Origin of the sequence: Pseudotamlana agarivorans (assembly GCF_001642835.1) — a bacterium.
GTDB lineage: Bacteria > Bacteroidota > Bacteroidia > Flavobacteriales > Flavobacteriaceae > Pseudotamlana > Pseudotamlana agarivorans.
This window is the reverse complement of sequence record NZ_LXEI01000007.1, coordinates 49,059-63,695: the sequence shown is the minus strand read 5'-3', so window position 1 is coordinate 63,695 and position 14,637 is coordinate 49,059. Positions and strand designations below refer to the sequence as shown.

The window sequence follows — 14,637 nt, the reverse complement described above, 5'->3', positions numbered from 1 at the left end:
TTTTCCCTCCTCTATTAAATCCTATTTTTGTTCAAAAGTAAATTGACATGATAACATCCGATCAAATTAAAGATCTTAATACCCGCCTTGACAAACTTAGGCACTATCTTTGACATAGATGCCAAGCTTATAGAAATCCAAAACGAAGAAGAACAGACCTTTGATCCCAACTTTTGGAATGATCCAAAATCTGCTGAAATACTCATGAAATCGCTTCGTGTGAAGAAAAAATGGGTGGAAGATTATAAAAATGTAAAGTCACTTATCGAAGAGCTCGATTTGCTTTATGAATTTTATAAAGAAGGTGAATATACGGCTGAAGAAGTTCAAACGCACTACGATAAAACTGCTACTTTTTTAGAAGACATCGAATTTAAAAATATGCTTTCTGAAGAAGGCGATAGTTTAAGTGCTGTACTTCAAATCACTGCAGGTGCAGGCGGAACAGAAAGCTGTGACTGGGCAAGTATGCTTATGCGCATGTACTTAATGTATGCCGAAAAAAGTGGTTTTAAAGTTAAAGAACTTAACTTTCAGGAAGGTGATGTTGCCGGTATAAAAACCGTAACCCTAGAACTTGAAGGTGATTTTGCTTTCGGTTGGTTAAAAGGTGAAAATGGTGTTCACCGATTGGTGCGTATTTCTCCTTTTGATAGTAACGCCAAACGCCACACCAGCTTTGCTTCCGTATATGTTTACCCTTTAGTTGATGATACTATTGAAATTGAGATTAACCCTGCTGATATCGAGATTACTACTGCGAGATCTAGCGGTGCTGGAGGACAAAACGTTAATAAGGTTGAAACCAAAGTTCAGCTACATCATAAACCAACAGGCATCCAAATACAATGTTCTGAAACCCGTTCGCAGCACGATAACAGATCTCGTGCTATGCAAATGTTGAAATCGCAGCTTTATGAAATTGAACTTCAAAAACAATTAGCCCAACGCGACGATATTGAAGCTGGCAAAATGAAGATTGAATGGGGAAGTCAAATTCGAAATTATGTGATGCATCCTTACAAACTTGTGAAAGATGTGCGTACCGCTCATGAAACGGGAAATGTTGACGCTGTAATGGATGGAAATATTGACGAATTTCTTAAATCATACCTTATGACGATGGGACAAAAAGTAGAAGACGACAATCAATTATGACCAAAATAAATACCATAATATTCGATCTTGGCGGTGTACTTATCGATTGGAATCCTGAATACGTTTTTTTAGAGGTCTTTAATGGCGACCGAGAAAAGATGCGTTGGTTTTTAGAGCATATTTGTACCAGTGACTGGAATGAAAATCAGGATGCCGGCTACCCTCTAGCTCAAGCCACTGAAGACTTGGTTAAACAACATCCCCAATATGAAAAAGAAATTAGACTTTTTTATGGCGATTGGGAGCGCATGCTAGGTGGAGCCATACAAGGCACCGTAGATATCCTAAAAAAACTTATTGATTCTAAACAATATAAAGTGGTTGCTTTAACCAATTGGAGTGCAGAAACATTTCCGATTGCTCAAGAGAAATTTGACTTTTTACAATGGTTTGAAGGCATTTTGGTTTCAGGAGAAGAAAACACCAGAAAACCATTTGAAGACATTTACAAGCTTACGCTAAGCCGCTTTAATATTGAAGCTGAAAAAGCCATTTTCATTGATGACAATTTAAGAAACATTGAAGCAGCCAATAAACTGGGTATACATGGCATTCATTTCACATCAGCAGAAAACCTTGAAGACCAATTAAAAAACTATATTATTCAATTATCATGATTAAAATATATCACAATAATAGATGTAGTAAATCTAGAAGCGGATTACAAATTCTTGAAAACTCAGGAAAGGAATTTGAAATTGTTAAATATTTAGAAAATACACCTTCAGAAAAAGACCTGAAAGAAATCATTAAGCTTTTAGGTATTGAGCCTATAGCTTTAGTTAGAAAAAATGAAGCAATTTGGAAAAGTGATTTTAAAAATAAAGATTTATCCGATGCCGATATTATTAAAGCCATGGTTGAAAATCCTAAGTTAATTGAACGTCCTATAGTTATAAATGGCGATAAAGCTGTTGTAGGAAGACCTCCTGAAGTTATTTCAACAATTATTCAATAGTTTTTTTATTAACATAATATTAACCTTTTCTGGTTAAACCTTCATATAAATTTACAGTCATACTAGACAAACGTTAACTAATGCAAAAATTTATATTACCGCTATTTGCTTTTCTATTACTATCAAATTTGGGATATTCCCAAAAGAAAATAAAAGGCAAAGAACTTACCGTTATAGGAACTATTCTCGATAAAGAAACCAAGCAACCCTTAGAATATGCAACGGTTTCCTTTTTTAGTAAAGCTGAAAATAAAATCGTTGAAGGTGGTATTACCAACGAAAAAGGTGAATTTAGTATTCCCATTTCACAAGGGGTTTACGACATTTCTCTAGAGTACATGTCGTATAAAACCGTTAAGCTTTCTGATAAAGAAATCTCTTCAGATTTAAACTTAGGGTCTATCTCATTAGAAATTAATTTAGAAGCTTTAGATGCTGTTGAGGTTATTGCCGAAACAACAACGGTAGACATCAAACTCGATAAGAAAATTTACAATATCGGAAAAGACCTCACTGCTGCTGGAGGAACCATAAGTGATGCGCTTAACAATGTTCCTTCTGTTTCTGTTGATGTTGAAGGTGCTATAAGTTTAAGAGGAAATGAAAATGTACGCATTCTAATAAATGGAAAACCATCGGCTATGGCTGGTTTTGGTGATACTAATGTTTTAAGCCAACTCCCTGCCGAAGCTATTGAACGCGTTGAAGTTATCACTTCCCCTTCAGCAAGATATGATGCTGAAGGAACTGCAGGTATTTTAAATATTATTTTAAGACAGAAGGAAACACTCGGTTTTAATGGTTCAGTAAATCTTACTGCTGGACACCCTGATAACTTAGGTGCTTCAACAAATTTAAATTACAGAACCGAAAAATTTAACCTTTTTTCAAATTTAGGCTACCGCTATTATGATGCCCCTAGAAACGGTAACAGCTACACGACTTATTTTGATAAAATGGAAGACGGACAAACCGTACCTCCAGAGTTTGAAAATATTAATGAAAATCAGGAAATAACACGTCTAAACCGCAACTTCAATGCTAGTTTAGGAATGGAATACTTCTTAACAAAAAAAACAGCACTAACAGGAAGTATTTTTTATAGGTATGGTGAAGACGCCGACGAATCTTTAAATCTTAGTAAACGATACAATTCTAATATTTTAGAAGAACAAACGCTAAGAAGAGAACAAGATTCAGAAGCTGGAAACAGTTTTCAATTTGCATTAAACTACGTTACAAAGTTTAATGATGAAGGCCACGAATTAACAGCCGATTTTCAATATGAAAATCAAGATGAAGACCAATTTTCTGATATTGATGAAAATTATATCACTACAAACCAAATCAACCCAACGCCTTTTCAGGAAGAAAAAATCAATCAAAATGATAAAGAAAAGGAGTATTTAATTCAGGCTGACTATGTTTTACCAATAGGTGAAGACACGCGCTTTGAAGCGGGCTTTAGAGGTAATTTCAAAAATGAAATCACCGATTATATCTTAAGACAAGAGGATTTGAGTACTGGTGATTTTTTTGTAAATGATACCATCTCCAATATTTTTGATTACACCGAAAATATTGCCGCCGTGTACACACAATATGGAACAAAGTTTGGCGACTTTTCTTTTTTACTAGGACTCCGATTAGAAAACACTCAATTAAAAGGACATATCGATTCCCGTTTAACAGATCAAGAGTTGGAAGACTCATTTGGTTTTCCTGTTGATGTTGATTTTAACAATAACTATTTAGGGCTTTTTCCAACGGTAAATATTATTTACAATTTAGCTAATGAGGATGAAGACGGAGAAGAAAGCATCACTCTTGGTTATAATAGAAGAATAAATAGACCACGAGGATATTACATTAACCCCTTCCCTACACGGTCTAGTCGTACTAATGTATTTCAAGGAAACCCTAATTTAGCCCCTGCATTTGCTAGTGCTTTCGATATTGGATATTTAAAACGATGGGATAAATTAACCTTAACAACATCCATTTATTATCAACACGAAACAGGTTCGTTTGAACGCGTTGAAGAAGAAACAGGTCATCAAACTTCCGACGGTATTGATATCATTAGAACAGTACCTATCAATCTATCCTCTAATGACAGAACGGGTGGCGAAATTGGAATTCTATACAACCCCTATAAATGGTTACGCTTAAACTCTAGCTTTAATTACTTTCACTTCAAAAAAGAAGGTGTATTTAATGACGTGGACTACGGAAACAAAGATAATAGCTGGTTTGCTAGGTTTAGTAGTAAGGTAACGCTTCCTGGAAAAATTGACTGGCAAACAAATATGAATTATAGAGGTCCAAATTCGAATGCACAAAGCACTTCTGAAGGTATATTTTCTATGGATTTAGCTTTCAGTAAAGAAATCAACGATAACGCCACAATATCTTTAAACGTTCGCGACGTTTTTAACTCTAGAAAACGTAGAACGCTTACGGAAACAGATTTTTTTGAAAGAGATTCAGAATTCCAATGGAGACCACGCCAAATCAATGTATCCTTCTTATATAGATTCAATCAACAAAAACAACGCCATGAAAAAAGAGGTGACCGAGGAGATCAATTTGACGATTCAGATTTTGAAGGCTAGAAATGAACTGATTTAAAAAAATACGAGTACAAAAAAAGGAGATTAAATAATTAATCTCCTTTTTTTATATAATAAACTTATGTTTTAAGCTTCGCGTTTTGCTTTCTTTTCTTCCTTCATTTCTTTTAGTTTTTCAATGATTGAACCACCAATCCAATAAGGAACTATAAAAGTTAATAAAAAAATCATTAACCAAAAACCAATAGTTAATATGGTTAAAAATGCTAAAAAGCCTAAATATTGATCAAAATCAAACATAATGTATCGTGTCAGTTATAAAATCTGTCGCAAATATAATGTAAACACTGTAGTTATACAAAATCAAAATAAAATTTATTAACAGAGTTTTTAACCATTACCAAAAGTGCTTAATTGGGTTGAGGTGTCATTCTTAAATAAGGTTTTATTTCCTTATAACCTTTAGGAAATAAACTTCGAATCGATGCGGTGTCAACCGATGGGACGATCACGCAATCCTCCCCTTTTTGCCAATTGGCTGGCGTTGCCACTTTATGATAAGCCGTTAATTGTAACGAATCTATAACACGTAATAACTCATCAAAATTTCTTCCTGTAGAGGCTGGATAGGTAATCATCAATTTTACTTTTTTATCATTTCCTATAACAAATACAGAACGTACTGTTGCGCTACTATCGGCATTTGGATGAATCATATCATATAACTCTGAAACCATACGGTCTTCATCCGCGATTATTGGGAAATTAACTGTAGTATTTTGAGTTTCATTAATATCTTGTATCCAACCTTTATGAGAATCTAGGCCATCGACGCTTAGCGCCACTACTTTTACATCACGTTTATCAAAGGCAGCTTTGTATTTAGCGACGGTTCCTAATTCTGTGGTGCAAACAGGTGTATAATCTGCAGGGTGCGAAAATAATACGCCCCAGCTATCCCCTAGCCATTCATGAAAATTAATTGTTCCTTCTGTCGATTCAGCTGTAAAATTTGGAGCTTTATCTCCTAATCTAATTGTTGCCATAATTTTATTTATTTAGTTAAGTTTATTAAACCACTTTACTTAAGCAGCTCATTTAATGTAAATTACACAAAATATCTTGTTTTAATCAGATGAAAACCGTTATATAATTGTTAAAAAAGTTAATCAAAATTTAGTGTTATCCAGTTCTTAAAAACTAGCAAAAGCCTTAACTTTACCTCTTTAAATTAATACTATTAAGATGAGTTACAGAATCGAAAAAGATACTATGGGTGAGGTACAAGTACCAGCCGATAAACTTTGGGGCGCTCAAACAGAACGCTCTAGAAACAACTTTAAAATTGGACCAGTGGCTTCTATGCCTTTAGAAATTGTTTACGGATTTGCCTACTTAAAAAAAGCGGCTGCCCATACCAATTGTGAATTGGGTGTTATGGATGCTGAAAAACGTGACTTAATTTCTCAAGTTTGCGATGAAATTTTAGAAGGAAAACACGACGATCAATTTCCTTTAGTAATTTGGCAAACAGGTTCTGGAACTCAAAGTAACATGAATGTGAATGAGGTGATTGCAAATAGAGCGCACCAAATAGCAGGAAAAGTGATTGGAGAGGGCGAAAAAACCATCCAGCCTAATGATGACGTAAACAAGTCACAATCTTCAAATGATACCTTTCCTACAGGCATGCATATTGCAGCCTATAAAAAGATTGTTGAAACAACGATTCCTGGTGTTAAAAAACTAAGAAATACCTTAAATGATAAATCTAAAGCTTTCAGTGATGTGGTAAAAATAGGTAGAACACACCTTATGGATGCTACACCTATTACTTTAGGTCAGGAAATCTCTGGGTATGTCGCTCAGTTAGATCATGGTTTAAGAGCTTTAGAAAACACATTACCTCACTTAAGTGAACTAGCACTTGGAGGAACAGCTGTAGGAACTGGCTTAAATACACCTCAAGGTTATAGTGAATTAGTTGCAAAATATATTGCAGATTTTACAAAATTACCATTTGTAACAGCTCCAAATAAATTTGAAGCTTTAGCAGCACATGATGCGCTTGTAGAAACTCATGGTGCTTTAAAACAATTGGCTGTTTCTTTAAACAAAATAGCAAATGATATTAGATTAATGGCTTCTGGTCCACGTTCTGGTATTGGTGAAATCATCATTCCTGCCAATGAGCCAGGAAGTTCTATTATGCCAGGAAAAGTAAACCCAACACAATGTGAGGCTATGACAATGGTTTGTGCTCAGGTTATGGGTAATGATGTTGCTGTTTCTGTGGGTGGTTTACAAGGTCACTACGAGCTTAACGTTTTTAAACCTGTTATGGCTGCAAACGTATTACAATCAGCTCAATTAATTGGTGATGCCTGTGTTAGTTTTGAAGAGAATTGTGCCGTTGGTATTGAACCAAACCAAGAGGTTATTACCAAATTATTAAACAACTCTTTAATGCTTGTAACGGCGTTAAACCCTAAAATTGGTTACTACAAAGCTGCTGAAATTGCTAATACAGCACATAAAAATGGTACGACCCTTAAGGAAGAGGCTATCAATTTAGGATATGTTTCTGCTGAAGATTATGATGCTTGGGTAAAACCAGAAAACATGGTTGGAAGTTTAAAATAAACAATCAACATACTTAAAATAAAAAAGCAGGTTATATAAAATGACCTGCTTTTTTTATGGTTGGTTAATTAGTGTATCATTAAAGAATAAACCTTTAGTGAATTACCCAAATATAAAACTAACCATTTAACCTTTAGTTAACATTTGTTAATAATGTTAATGAAAACATAAATTTTAACATTTCCCTACAAAATACTTACAAATTTTTGTAAGCATTTATTGTGACTTTAATTTCTTTCGGATTCTACTTAACTGAACTGGAGTAATACTTAAAAAACTCGCTATTTGAAATTGTGGTAAAACTTTTTCGATATCGGGCATTTCCTTTTGTAGTTTTAAATACCTAGCAGTTGCATCCATAGAAATTAATTCTAATTGTCGCTCTTCATATTTAATAAAAATGTGCTCTAAGACTTTATTATATAGTGCACTTATATTTAAATCCTTATTACAAAGTTCTTTGAAGTTAGCAAAGTTTAATTCGTACACCTTGCAATCGGTTAATGCTTCGTAAATTAATTTTGATGGACATTTTTGTACTAAAGCCGTTAATGACCCAACAAAACTAAAAGCAGTAAAAAAGCTTTTAGTGTACTCCTTACCTTCTTTGGAACTCAAATAAGCACGCATCGTACCAGATACTAACAAATAAATCTTAGTAGGAACCTCTCCATTTTTAGAGACTTGATCTCCGGCCTTTAAATCTCTAATTGTAGACAATTCTAATAACTGCTTATAACTCTCTTCGGAAACATCTAAGAAAGTGTTTAAAAAAGCATGGTTTACATCCATGTATGCATCATTTAAAAATTAGCATTAATAATTTGGGGAGGGAAGTGATAGCAATATAGTGCTATTAAATTTGGTTTAAAGATATGTAAAATTAAATAATTTCATATTCGGGTATAAAAAAACCTCAAACTTGACATTTGAGGTTTTAGGTACTTTAAGTGTTTATATTTTATTATTTCAAAGTAAATTCAGTTGTAGAAACTAAATCCTTTTGGTTGTAAACATTAACAATGTAACGTCCTTTTTCAAAATCAGCATCACCTTTTAGATCTACAAATTCACATATATTTAAATTAGCATTTTCGTAGTTAAATTTACTAATGATACTGTAATTAAAAATTTTACCATCAAACTCAACTTGTTCGTTAAGGCCTAATGTCGTGTTTTTAGGATCGATAACTTGAACATATAATTCTTGATCTCCTGCTTGAACTAAAGCGTTTTTAGCAACTGTAAAACACACACGAACTTTATCTGCTCTTCTTGCACGCTCGGTAGGAATAACTTTCCCTGATGTTCTTTCAATAACCCCAGATCCTTTCAAATCTATAGTATTCAAAATCGAAGCATTCTCTACAACTTCAGCCAAAGCATTATTTTGTACTAATAATGAATCGGTAAATACAGTACGCTCCTCTAAACGAACACGCGTGCTATCTAATGATGTTGCTAAGTATGAGTTTTCAATTCTAAGTGAATCGTTTTGAGCTAAAATAGCATCCATTTCTTTTTGAAGTGAAGCATATTTCTGCTTGTATCTCCACAAACTTTTCACATTAGTTTCAGAAATTTTTAAAGAATCTATTAATCCTTGAATTCGACCTCTAGCTTCAATTAAGTTATTATTAGTGATTTCACTTTCGCTAATCGCCTCATCATATTGTTTTGCCATGGCGTTTAGATCATTCATCACTAATTGTTTTTGTTCTGCCAATTCCTTTTTATCATCATTAGACTGCTTATAAAGGTTCATGGTATAAAATGCGGTTCCTAAAAATAAAACAATGGCGATACCTAAAGCAATTTTTAATCCAGAACTAGTTTTGTTATTTTCCATAATTTTGTTGATTTAATTTCGATAAAGTTAAACGTAATTTTTAATTTTTGGTTTTTAAGGTTATAAAATATTTATAATGTATTTTTAATACTCAAATTTCACTTATCATGGATAAACTGGTTTTATTTAACACTGCTACACGTAACAAGTTATTAAACAAACGATTGGGTGAATCCAAGTTCGGTCAACATATTAAAATGCTGCCGCGCGTCACTAATATATACGAACAACTTTTAAATTTGGATGTTGATTTTGTAATCATAGGACTTCCTGAGGATGTAGGTGTTTTTGCCAATTACGGTAAAACGGGCACCTCCAATACATGGGAATCTACCCTGAAAGTACTGTTAAACATACAGAGTAATTCGTTTACAAAAGCAGACCACGTATTAATACTTGGTCATCTAGATTTTAGTCCAGAATTAGAAACTTTAGAAAAGTTAAATGGCTCTAAAAAGAAAGATATTTTAAAAGCCAGAAAGTTAGTTGAAACCATAGATGAATATGTTTCTCATCTTATTTATCAAATTGTTTTAGCAGGAAAGAAACCTATAATAATTGGTGGTGGTCATAATAACGCTTATGGTAATATCAAAGGATCCAGCTTGGCTTTAGGACAGCCGATAAATGCCATTAATTTAGATGCGCATTCCGATTTCAGATCTGAAGAAGGCCGTCATAGCGGAAATGGTTTTAGTTACACTGCCGCGGAAGGCTTCCTCAATCATTACTTTGTTTTTGGTTTACATGAAAACTATTCGTCCGATCAAATTTTAAAAACACTAAACGATTCCAAAAACATTAAGTATAATACTTTTGAAGCCTTAGAAGTAAGAAATGAATTAAAGTTCAGAAAAGAATTAAAACGAGCAGCCTTATTTATTTGTGAAGAACCTTTTGGTATAGAAATCGATTGTGATGCTATTGAAAACATAGCGAGCAGTGCTATAACTCCAAGCGGATTTAGCGCTACTAAAGCAAGACAATTTCTTCATAAATTTGCGATGCATGAAAATGCCGCTTACCTTCATTTATGTGAGGCAGATGCCTCAAAAAAGAAAGGCGCTCTTGTTGGAAAACTACTTACTTACCTCATTACCGATTTTATAAGAGCTGCGACTAAATGATATGAATAGGGTTACTTAATCCAAATTTGTATTAAAATATGACATTGTAATTAGCATAAAAGTCTATGAATTTGAGCGTATTGCAACAATACAATAGTTCGGGTGTCATGTATTTCACCTTGATTAAGCATTTCAATAGCTTCAGAAAAAGGGATTTCTAAAACCTCAATATCTTCATGTTCTTCTTCTAAACCTCCCCCAGAACTAACTTTCATGTCATCGGTATATTCGCCAATAAAAAAATGCATCTTTTCGGTCATAACACCTGGTGAAGAATAAGCTTCGAATACTTTTTTAACCTCTTTTAACTTATAGCCTACCTCCTCTTCAGTTTCTCGAATAACACATGCTTCTGGATTATCTTTGTCTAACATCCCAGCACAAATTTCAACCAACATACCATCTGGATTTTCATTTAAATAAGTTGGCATTCTAAATTGTTTTGTTAAAATAACGGTCTTTTTTAATGTATTATAAAGAAGAATTCCGGCACCATCGCCACGATCGTAAACTTCTCGCATTTGATTAACCCATTTTCCGTTAGACATTAGGAAATCAAAACTGAATTTTTTAAGGATGTAATAGTTGTCCGAAAGCAAGCTGCTTTCAATATTTTTAATTTTAGGATCTGTCATTTTTAATTAAAATCTTTCTAGTCTTAAACGAATTGACATAAAAAACGCCCACTTTACAGTGAGCGCTTACTATTAAAATTATCTTACTAACTTTCTATATTTTATACGTTTAGGCATTAAGTCTCCTCCTAGTCTACTTTTCTTGTTTTCCTCATATTCTGAGAAAGAACCTTCAAAGAAATACACTTGAGAATCGCCTTCAAAAGCTAAAATGTGTGTACAAATTCTATCTAAGAACCATCTGTCATGCGAAATCACCACAGCACACCCTGCAAAGTTTTCCAAACCTTCCTCTAAAGCTCTTAACGTATTTACATCTAAATCGTTGGTTGGCTCATCTAGTAATAAAACGTTTCCTTCTTCTTTTAAGGTCATGGCCAAATGCAGACGGTTACGTTCTCCACCAGATAGTAAACTTACTTTTTTATTTTGCTCACTTCCCGAAAAGTTGAAACGACTTAAATAAGCTCTTGAATTCACTTGTTTTCCACCCATCATCACTAATTCTTGCTCGTCGCTAAAATTTTGCCAAATGGTTTTTTCTGGATCGATATTGGAGTGACTTTGATCCACATATGCGATCTTAGCCGTTTCTCCTACAGTGAACTCTCCTTTATCTGGAGTTTCTTCACCCATAATCATTCTAAAAATAGTGGTTTTACCTGCACCATTCGGACCAATAATACCAACAATTCCAGCTTGAGGTAGGTTGAAATTTAAATTATCATATAATAGTTTATCGCCATAGCCTTTCGCAACACCCTTTGCTTCAATCACATTAGTTCCTAAACGTGGTCCGTTTGGAATATAGATTTCAAGCTTTTCATCAAGCTGTTTTTGGTCTTGACTTAATAACTTATCATAATTTTTTAAACGTGCTTTTTGCTTCGTTTGGCGTCCTTTAGCACCTTGCTTCACCCATTCTAGCTCACGTTCTAATGTTTTCTGACGTTTAGAAGCCGCTTTACCTTCTTGAGCCATACGTTTAGATTTTTGATCTAACCAAGATGAATAGTTTCCTTTCCATGGAATACCTTCTCCTCGATCCAATTCTAAAATCCATCCCGCTACATTATCTAGAAAGTATCTATCGTGCGTAACAGCAATCACTGTTCCTTTGTACTGCGCTAAGTGATGCTCTAACCAATGCACAGATTCCGCATCCAAGTGGTTGGTTGGCTCATCTAAAAGTAATACATCCGGTTCCTTTAAAAGTAAACGACATAAAGCAACACGACGTTTTTCTCCACCAGACAACACGCCTATTTTTTTGTCTCCGTCTGGAGTTCTTAAGGCATCCATAGCAATTTCAAGCTTGGTGTCCAGTTCCCAGGCGTTAGCCGCATCAATTTGATCTTGCAACACCGCTTGGCGAGCCATAAGCTTCTCCATTTTATCAGGATCAGAATACACTTCTTCCAATCCGAAACTATCGTTAATCTTGTTGTATTCGTCAAGAATCGCTACCGTTTCTGCAGCTCCCTCACGAACAACTTCCATAACCGTTTTATCATCATCTAGTTTAGGTTCCTGTTCTAAGTACCCTACAGAGTAATCCTGAGAAAAAACCACATCACCTTGGTAATTTTTATCAACACCAGCAATGATTTTTAACAGGGTTGATTTCCCTGAACCATTAAGACCTAAAATTCCAATTTTAGCGCCATAGAAAAAGCTTAAATATATGTTTTTAAGTACAGGCGTATTTGCACTTTGAAATGTCTTGGTTACACCAGACATTGAAAAAATAATTTTTTTATCGTCACTCATAGTAAAAGTAATTTTCTGTATTAATATCGATTATACACGTCCTTTTAAAGCATTAAACACCCAGGCTACAGCAAAAAAGCCGATGCCTACAGCCGCAAATCCCCAGCCTGCCACATCGTTATATCTAAAAGCACCAAGTGCAATTAATGCCAATCCTACAATTATCATAATCCATGTTGCCCACGCTAATACCGTGTTTTTATTCATCGCCATAATTTAATTTCTTGTTTATACATTTAGTTTTAATTAAAATTCACTAAACGTTATAGTTTTAAGTTGTCAATTCATATAAAATAAGGAAAAACAGCCACCTACTCTTCCTTGAAGTCAAGTAGCAAATATCGTATTTTTAACAGTAATTTTTAGTAAATATTATGAAGATTATTACTTCAACCAAGATTTTCTCATTTTCATATGTAAAAACCAAAATTTAGTATTTATAGTTAAGACATAAAATTGAAGCATGTTTTTTAAACATTTTTAGTGAATTTTCTCCAATTCACGCTATCAAATTAATAATAGATTATATGATTAATTAAAATAATTTAATGGTTAGATTAAAAATTTCTCAGTTTTACAATTAACTTTTATTTAAATCTTTTTGCCAAAATAAGTTGTCATTTTAGGCTTTACTTTGTGTCTTTAATAAAATGTAGGTTTTACTAAAATGAATAAAGCTTTATTATCGTTATCCATAGGAGGTTTTGGCATAGGATTAACAGAATTTGTAATAATGGGAATTCTGCCAGAAGTGGCCACTGCATTAGATATTAGCATTCCTAAGGCCGGACATTTTATTTCGGCGTATGCCCTTGGTGTTGTTATTGGTGCCCCTGTGCTTACTGGATTAGGTAGCAAATGGCCTGCAAACAAAGTGTTATTGGTTTTAATGCTATGGTTTACTGTATTTAACACGCTTTCAACCTTTGCTAACGGGTATCATTCGTTATTAATTTTAAGATTTCTTTCTGGTTTACCCCACGGTGCTTTTTTTGGAATTGGTGCTGTTGTTGCTGGAAAATTATCTAAACCTGGAAAAGAAGCCCAGGGAATTGCCATCATGTTTAGCGGCTTAACATTTGCAAATCTTTTAGGTGTGCCCTTAGGCACATACCTTGGTAAACACTTTAGTTGGCATGTTTCGTTTTATATGGTGGGCATAGTTGGTATTCTAGCAGTTTTAAGCGTTCATTTTTGGATTCCGGCTTTAAAACAATCTTCAGAAGTCTCTTTTCTAAAGGAATTAAAAATTTTTAAACGCCTAGAATTATGGCTTATCATTTTACTTACCACTATTGGTACCGGCGGATTCTTTGCATGGTATAGCTATATTGCCCCATTAATTACCGATGTAGCTGGTCATCCTGACTCTATGGTATCAATAGCAATGATTTTAGCTGGTCTAGGTATGGTCATCGGAAACTTTCTTGGAGCCAAATTGGTCGAAAAGTTTACTCCTATTTACGCCATTATTATCACTTTAATTTTCATGGTAATCTGCTTGGTACTAAATACCTTTTTGGCTTCAGATAAAATACTTGTTTTAGTGATGACTTTTATTATTGGAGCGGTTACATTTTGCTTATCAACGCCAATTCAAGTGGCTATTATCAACGCTTCAAAAGGTTCTGAAACCTTGGGGTCTTCATTAAATCAGAGTGCTTTTAATATAGGAAATGCTTCGGGTGCGTATTTTGCAGGACTTCCCATTGCAATGGGTTATGGCTACACTTCTGCTGATTTGGTTGGCGCAGTTATGGCAGGCATAGGCGTTCTTATTGCTATTGGAATTATTTTCTTAAGAAAGAAACAAGTAAATCACAAAAACTTAAATCCTGTCTGCGATTAATTATTCAAAAGACTTCAAAAAATAAATCACAAACTCATTACATTTTAATGAATTTGTGATGTGTTGTATTTCAAT

14 protein-coding genes are annotated in these 14,637 nt (G+C 34.0%); 7 read left to right on the top strand and 7 right to left on the bottom strand.

Annotation, left to right across the window (positions count from 1 at the left end; translation table 11 throughout):
- Nucleotides 1-47 precede the first annotated feature (47 nt).
- From prfB to A6I66_RS09300, 4 genes are all read left to right on the top strand, one after another.
- Nucleotides 48-1,158, top strand: a protein-coding gene (prfB, locus tag A6I66_RS09315; RefSeq protein ID WP_157614171.1) for a peptide chain release factor 2 whose coding sequence is annotated in 2 segments (ribosomal slippage) — nt 48-110 and nt 112-1,158 — 1,110 coding nt in all. Because the reading frame shifts where the segments join, the coding sequence is not laid out codon by codon here.
- Nucleotides 1,155-1,775, top strand: a complete 621-nt coding sequence (locus A6I66_RS09310) for an HAD family hydrolase (protein ID WP_067148249.1) — start codon at nt 1,155-1,157, stop codon at nt 1,773-1,775. Before prfB ends, A6I66_RS09310 begins: the two co-directional genes overlap by 4 nt.
- Nucleotides 1,772-2,116, top strand: coding sequence for an arsenate reductase (glutaredoxin) (arsC, locus tag A6I66_RS09305; protein WP_067148246.1), 345 nt, complete (start codon nt 1,772-1,774; stop codon nt 2,114-2,116). The genes A6I66_RS09310 and arsC overlap by 4 nt, the downstream gene beginning before the upstream one ends.
- 80 nt (nt 2,117-2,196) lie before the next feature.
- A complete protein-coding gene (locus A6I66_RS09300) occupies nt 2,197-4,731 on the top strand; it encodes an outer membrane beta-barrel protein (RefSeq protein ID WP_067148243.1) in 2,535 nt (844 codons plus the stop codon).
- An 84-nt stretch (nt 4,732-4,815) separates the two neighbouring features.
- Here the strand turns inward: A6I66_RS09300 and A6I66_RS16755 are convergent, their stop codons facing one another.
- The gene (locus A6I66_RS16755) at nt 4,816-4,989 is read right to left on the bottom strand and encodes a hypothetical protein (protein ID WP_169815721.1); all 174 of its coding nucleotides are present in this window, start codon (nt 4,987-4,989) and stop codon (nt 4,816-4,818) included.
- Nucleotides 4,990-5,099: 110 nt separating this feature from the next.
- On the bottom strand, nt 5,100-5,735 hold the full coding sequence (locus A6I66_RS09295; RefSeq protein ID WP_067148240.1) for a peroxiredoxin: 636 nt from the start codon (nt 5,733-5,735) through the stop codon (nt 5,100-5,102).
- Between the two features lie 199 nt (nt 5,736-5,934).
- On the opposite strand from A6I66_RS09295, the gene fumC reads away from it, so the two are divergent.
- Nucleotides 5,935-7,332 carry a class II fumarate hydratase gene (gene fumC / locus A6I66_RS09290; protein WP_067148237.1) on the top strand — a complete coding sequence of 466 codons (1,398 nt, stop codon included), beginning with the start codon at nt 5,935-5,937 and terminating at the stop codon, nt 7,330-7,332.
- A gap of 216 nt (nt 7,333-7,548) precedes the next feature.
- Here fumC and A6I66_RS09285 read toward each other — a convergent pair whose 3' ends face one another.
- Nucleotides 7,549-8,124, bottom strand: coding sequence for a Crp/Fnr family transcriptional regulator (locus tag A6I66_RS09285; RefSeq protein ID WP_067148234.1), 576 nt, complete (start codon nt 8,122-8,124; stop codon nt 7,549-7,551).
- Between the two features lie 172 nt (nt 8,125-8,296).
- Nucleotides 8,297-9,181, bottom strand: a complete 885-nt coding sequence (locus A6I66_RS09280; RefSeq protein ID WP_067148231.1) for a chromosome partitioning protein ParA — start codon at nt 9,179-9,181, stop codon at nt 8,297-8,299.
- A gap of 107 nt (nt 9,182-9,288) precedes the next feature.
- Here A6I66_RS09280 and A6I66_RS09275 point away from each other — a divergent pair, with 107 nt between their 5' ends.
- A complete protein-coding gene (locus A6I66_RS09275) occupies nt 9,289-10,308 on the top strand; it encodes a formimidoylglutamase (protein WP_067148228.1) in 1,020 nt (339 codons plus the stop codon).
- A gap of 50 nt (nt 10,309-10,358) precedes the next feature.
- On the opposite strand, the gene nudK is transcribed toward A6I66_RS09275, so the two are convergent.
- The 3 genes from nudK to A6I66_RS09260 form a co-directional block, all read right to left on the bottom strand.
- Nucleotides 10,359-10,943 carry a GDP-mannose pyrophosphatase NudK gene (nudK, locus tag A6I66_RS09270; protein ID WP_067148225.1) on the bottom strand — a complete coding sequence of 195 codons (585 nt, stop codon included), beginning with the start codon at nt 10,941-10,943 and terminating at the stop codon, nt 10,359-10,361.
- A 78-nt stretch (nt 10,944-11,021) separates the two neighbouring features.
- Nucleotides 11,022-12,713: an energy-dependent translational throttle protein EttA gene (gene ettA, locus A6I66_RS09265; RefSeq protein WP_067148222.1), complete on the bottom strand. Its 1,692-nt coding sequence runs from the start codon at nt 12,711-12,713 to the stop codon at nt 11,022-11,024.
- Nucleotides 12,714-12,743: 30 nt separating this feature from the next.
- The gene (locus A6I66_RS09260) at nt 12,744-12,926 is read right to left on the bottom strand and encodes a CAL67264 family membrane protein (protein WP_067148219.1); all 183 of its coding nucleotides are present in this window, start codon (nt 12,924-12,926) and stop codon (nt 12,744-12,746) included.
- Between the two features lie 454 nt (nt 12,927-13,380).
- Between A6I66_RS09260 and A6I66_RS09255 the strand changes: the two genes are divergently transcribed.
- Nucleotides 13,381-14,562, top strand: coding sequence for an MFS transporter (locus tag A6I66_RS09255; RefSeq protein ID WP_067148215.1), 1,182 nt, complete (start codon nt 13,381-13,383; stop codon nt 14,560-14,562).
- Nucleotides 14,563-14,637 lie beyond the last annotated feature (75 nt).

Coding starts and splice junctions, on each gene's coding strand:
- A6I66_RS09310 (WP_067148249.1), top strand. CDS start 1,155: ATGACCAAAATAAATACCATAATATTCGATCTTGGCGGTGTACTTATC.
- A6I66_RS09260 (WP_067148219.1), bottom strand. CDS start 12,926: ATGGCGATGAATAAAAACACGGTATTAGCGTGGGCAACATGGATTATG.
- A6I66_RS09295 (WP_067148240.1), bottom strand. CDS start 5,735: ATGGCAACAATTAGATTAGGAGATAAAGCTCCAAATTTTACAGCTGAA.
- fumC (WP_067148237.1), top strand. CDS start 5,935: ATGAGTTACAGAATCGAAAAAGATACTATGGGTGAGGTACAAGTACCA.
- arsC (WP_067148246.1), top strand. CDS start 1,772: ATGATTAAAATATATCACAATAATAGATGTAGTAAATCTAGAAGCGGA.
- A6I66_RS16755 (WP_169815721.1), bottom strand. CDS start 4,989: ATGTTTGATTTTGATCAATATTTAGGCTTTTTAGCATTTTTAACCATA.
- nudK (WP_067148225.1), bottom strand. CDS start 10,943: ATGACAGATCCTAAAATTAAAAATATTGAAAGCAGCTTGCTTTCGGAC.
- A6I66_RS09280 (WP_067148231.1), bottom strand. CDS start 9,181: ATGGAAAATAACAAAACTAGTTCTGGATTAAAAATTGCTTTAGGTATC.
- A6I66_RS09275 (WP_067148228.1), top strand. CDS start 9,289: ATGGATAAACTGGTTTTATTTAACACTGCTACACGTAACAAGTTATTA.
- A6I66_RS09300 (WP_067148243.1), top strand. CDS start 2,197: ATGCAAAAATTTATATTACCGCTATTTGCTTTTCTATTACTATCAAAT.
- ettA (WP_067148222.1), bottom strand. CDS start 12,713: ATGAGTGACGATAAAAAAATTATTTTTTCAATGTCTGGTGTAACCAAG.
- A6I66_RS09285 (WP_067148234.1), bottom strand. CDS start 8,124: ATGGATGTAAACCATGCTTTTTTAAACACTTTCTTAGATGTTTCCGAA.
- A6I66_RS09255 (WP_067148215.1), top strand. CDS start 13,381: ATGAATAAAGCTTTATTATCGTTATCCATAGGAGGTTTTGGCATAGGA.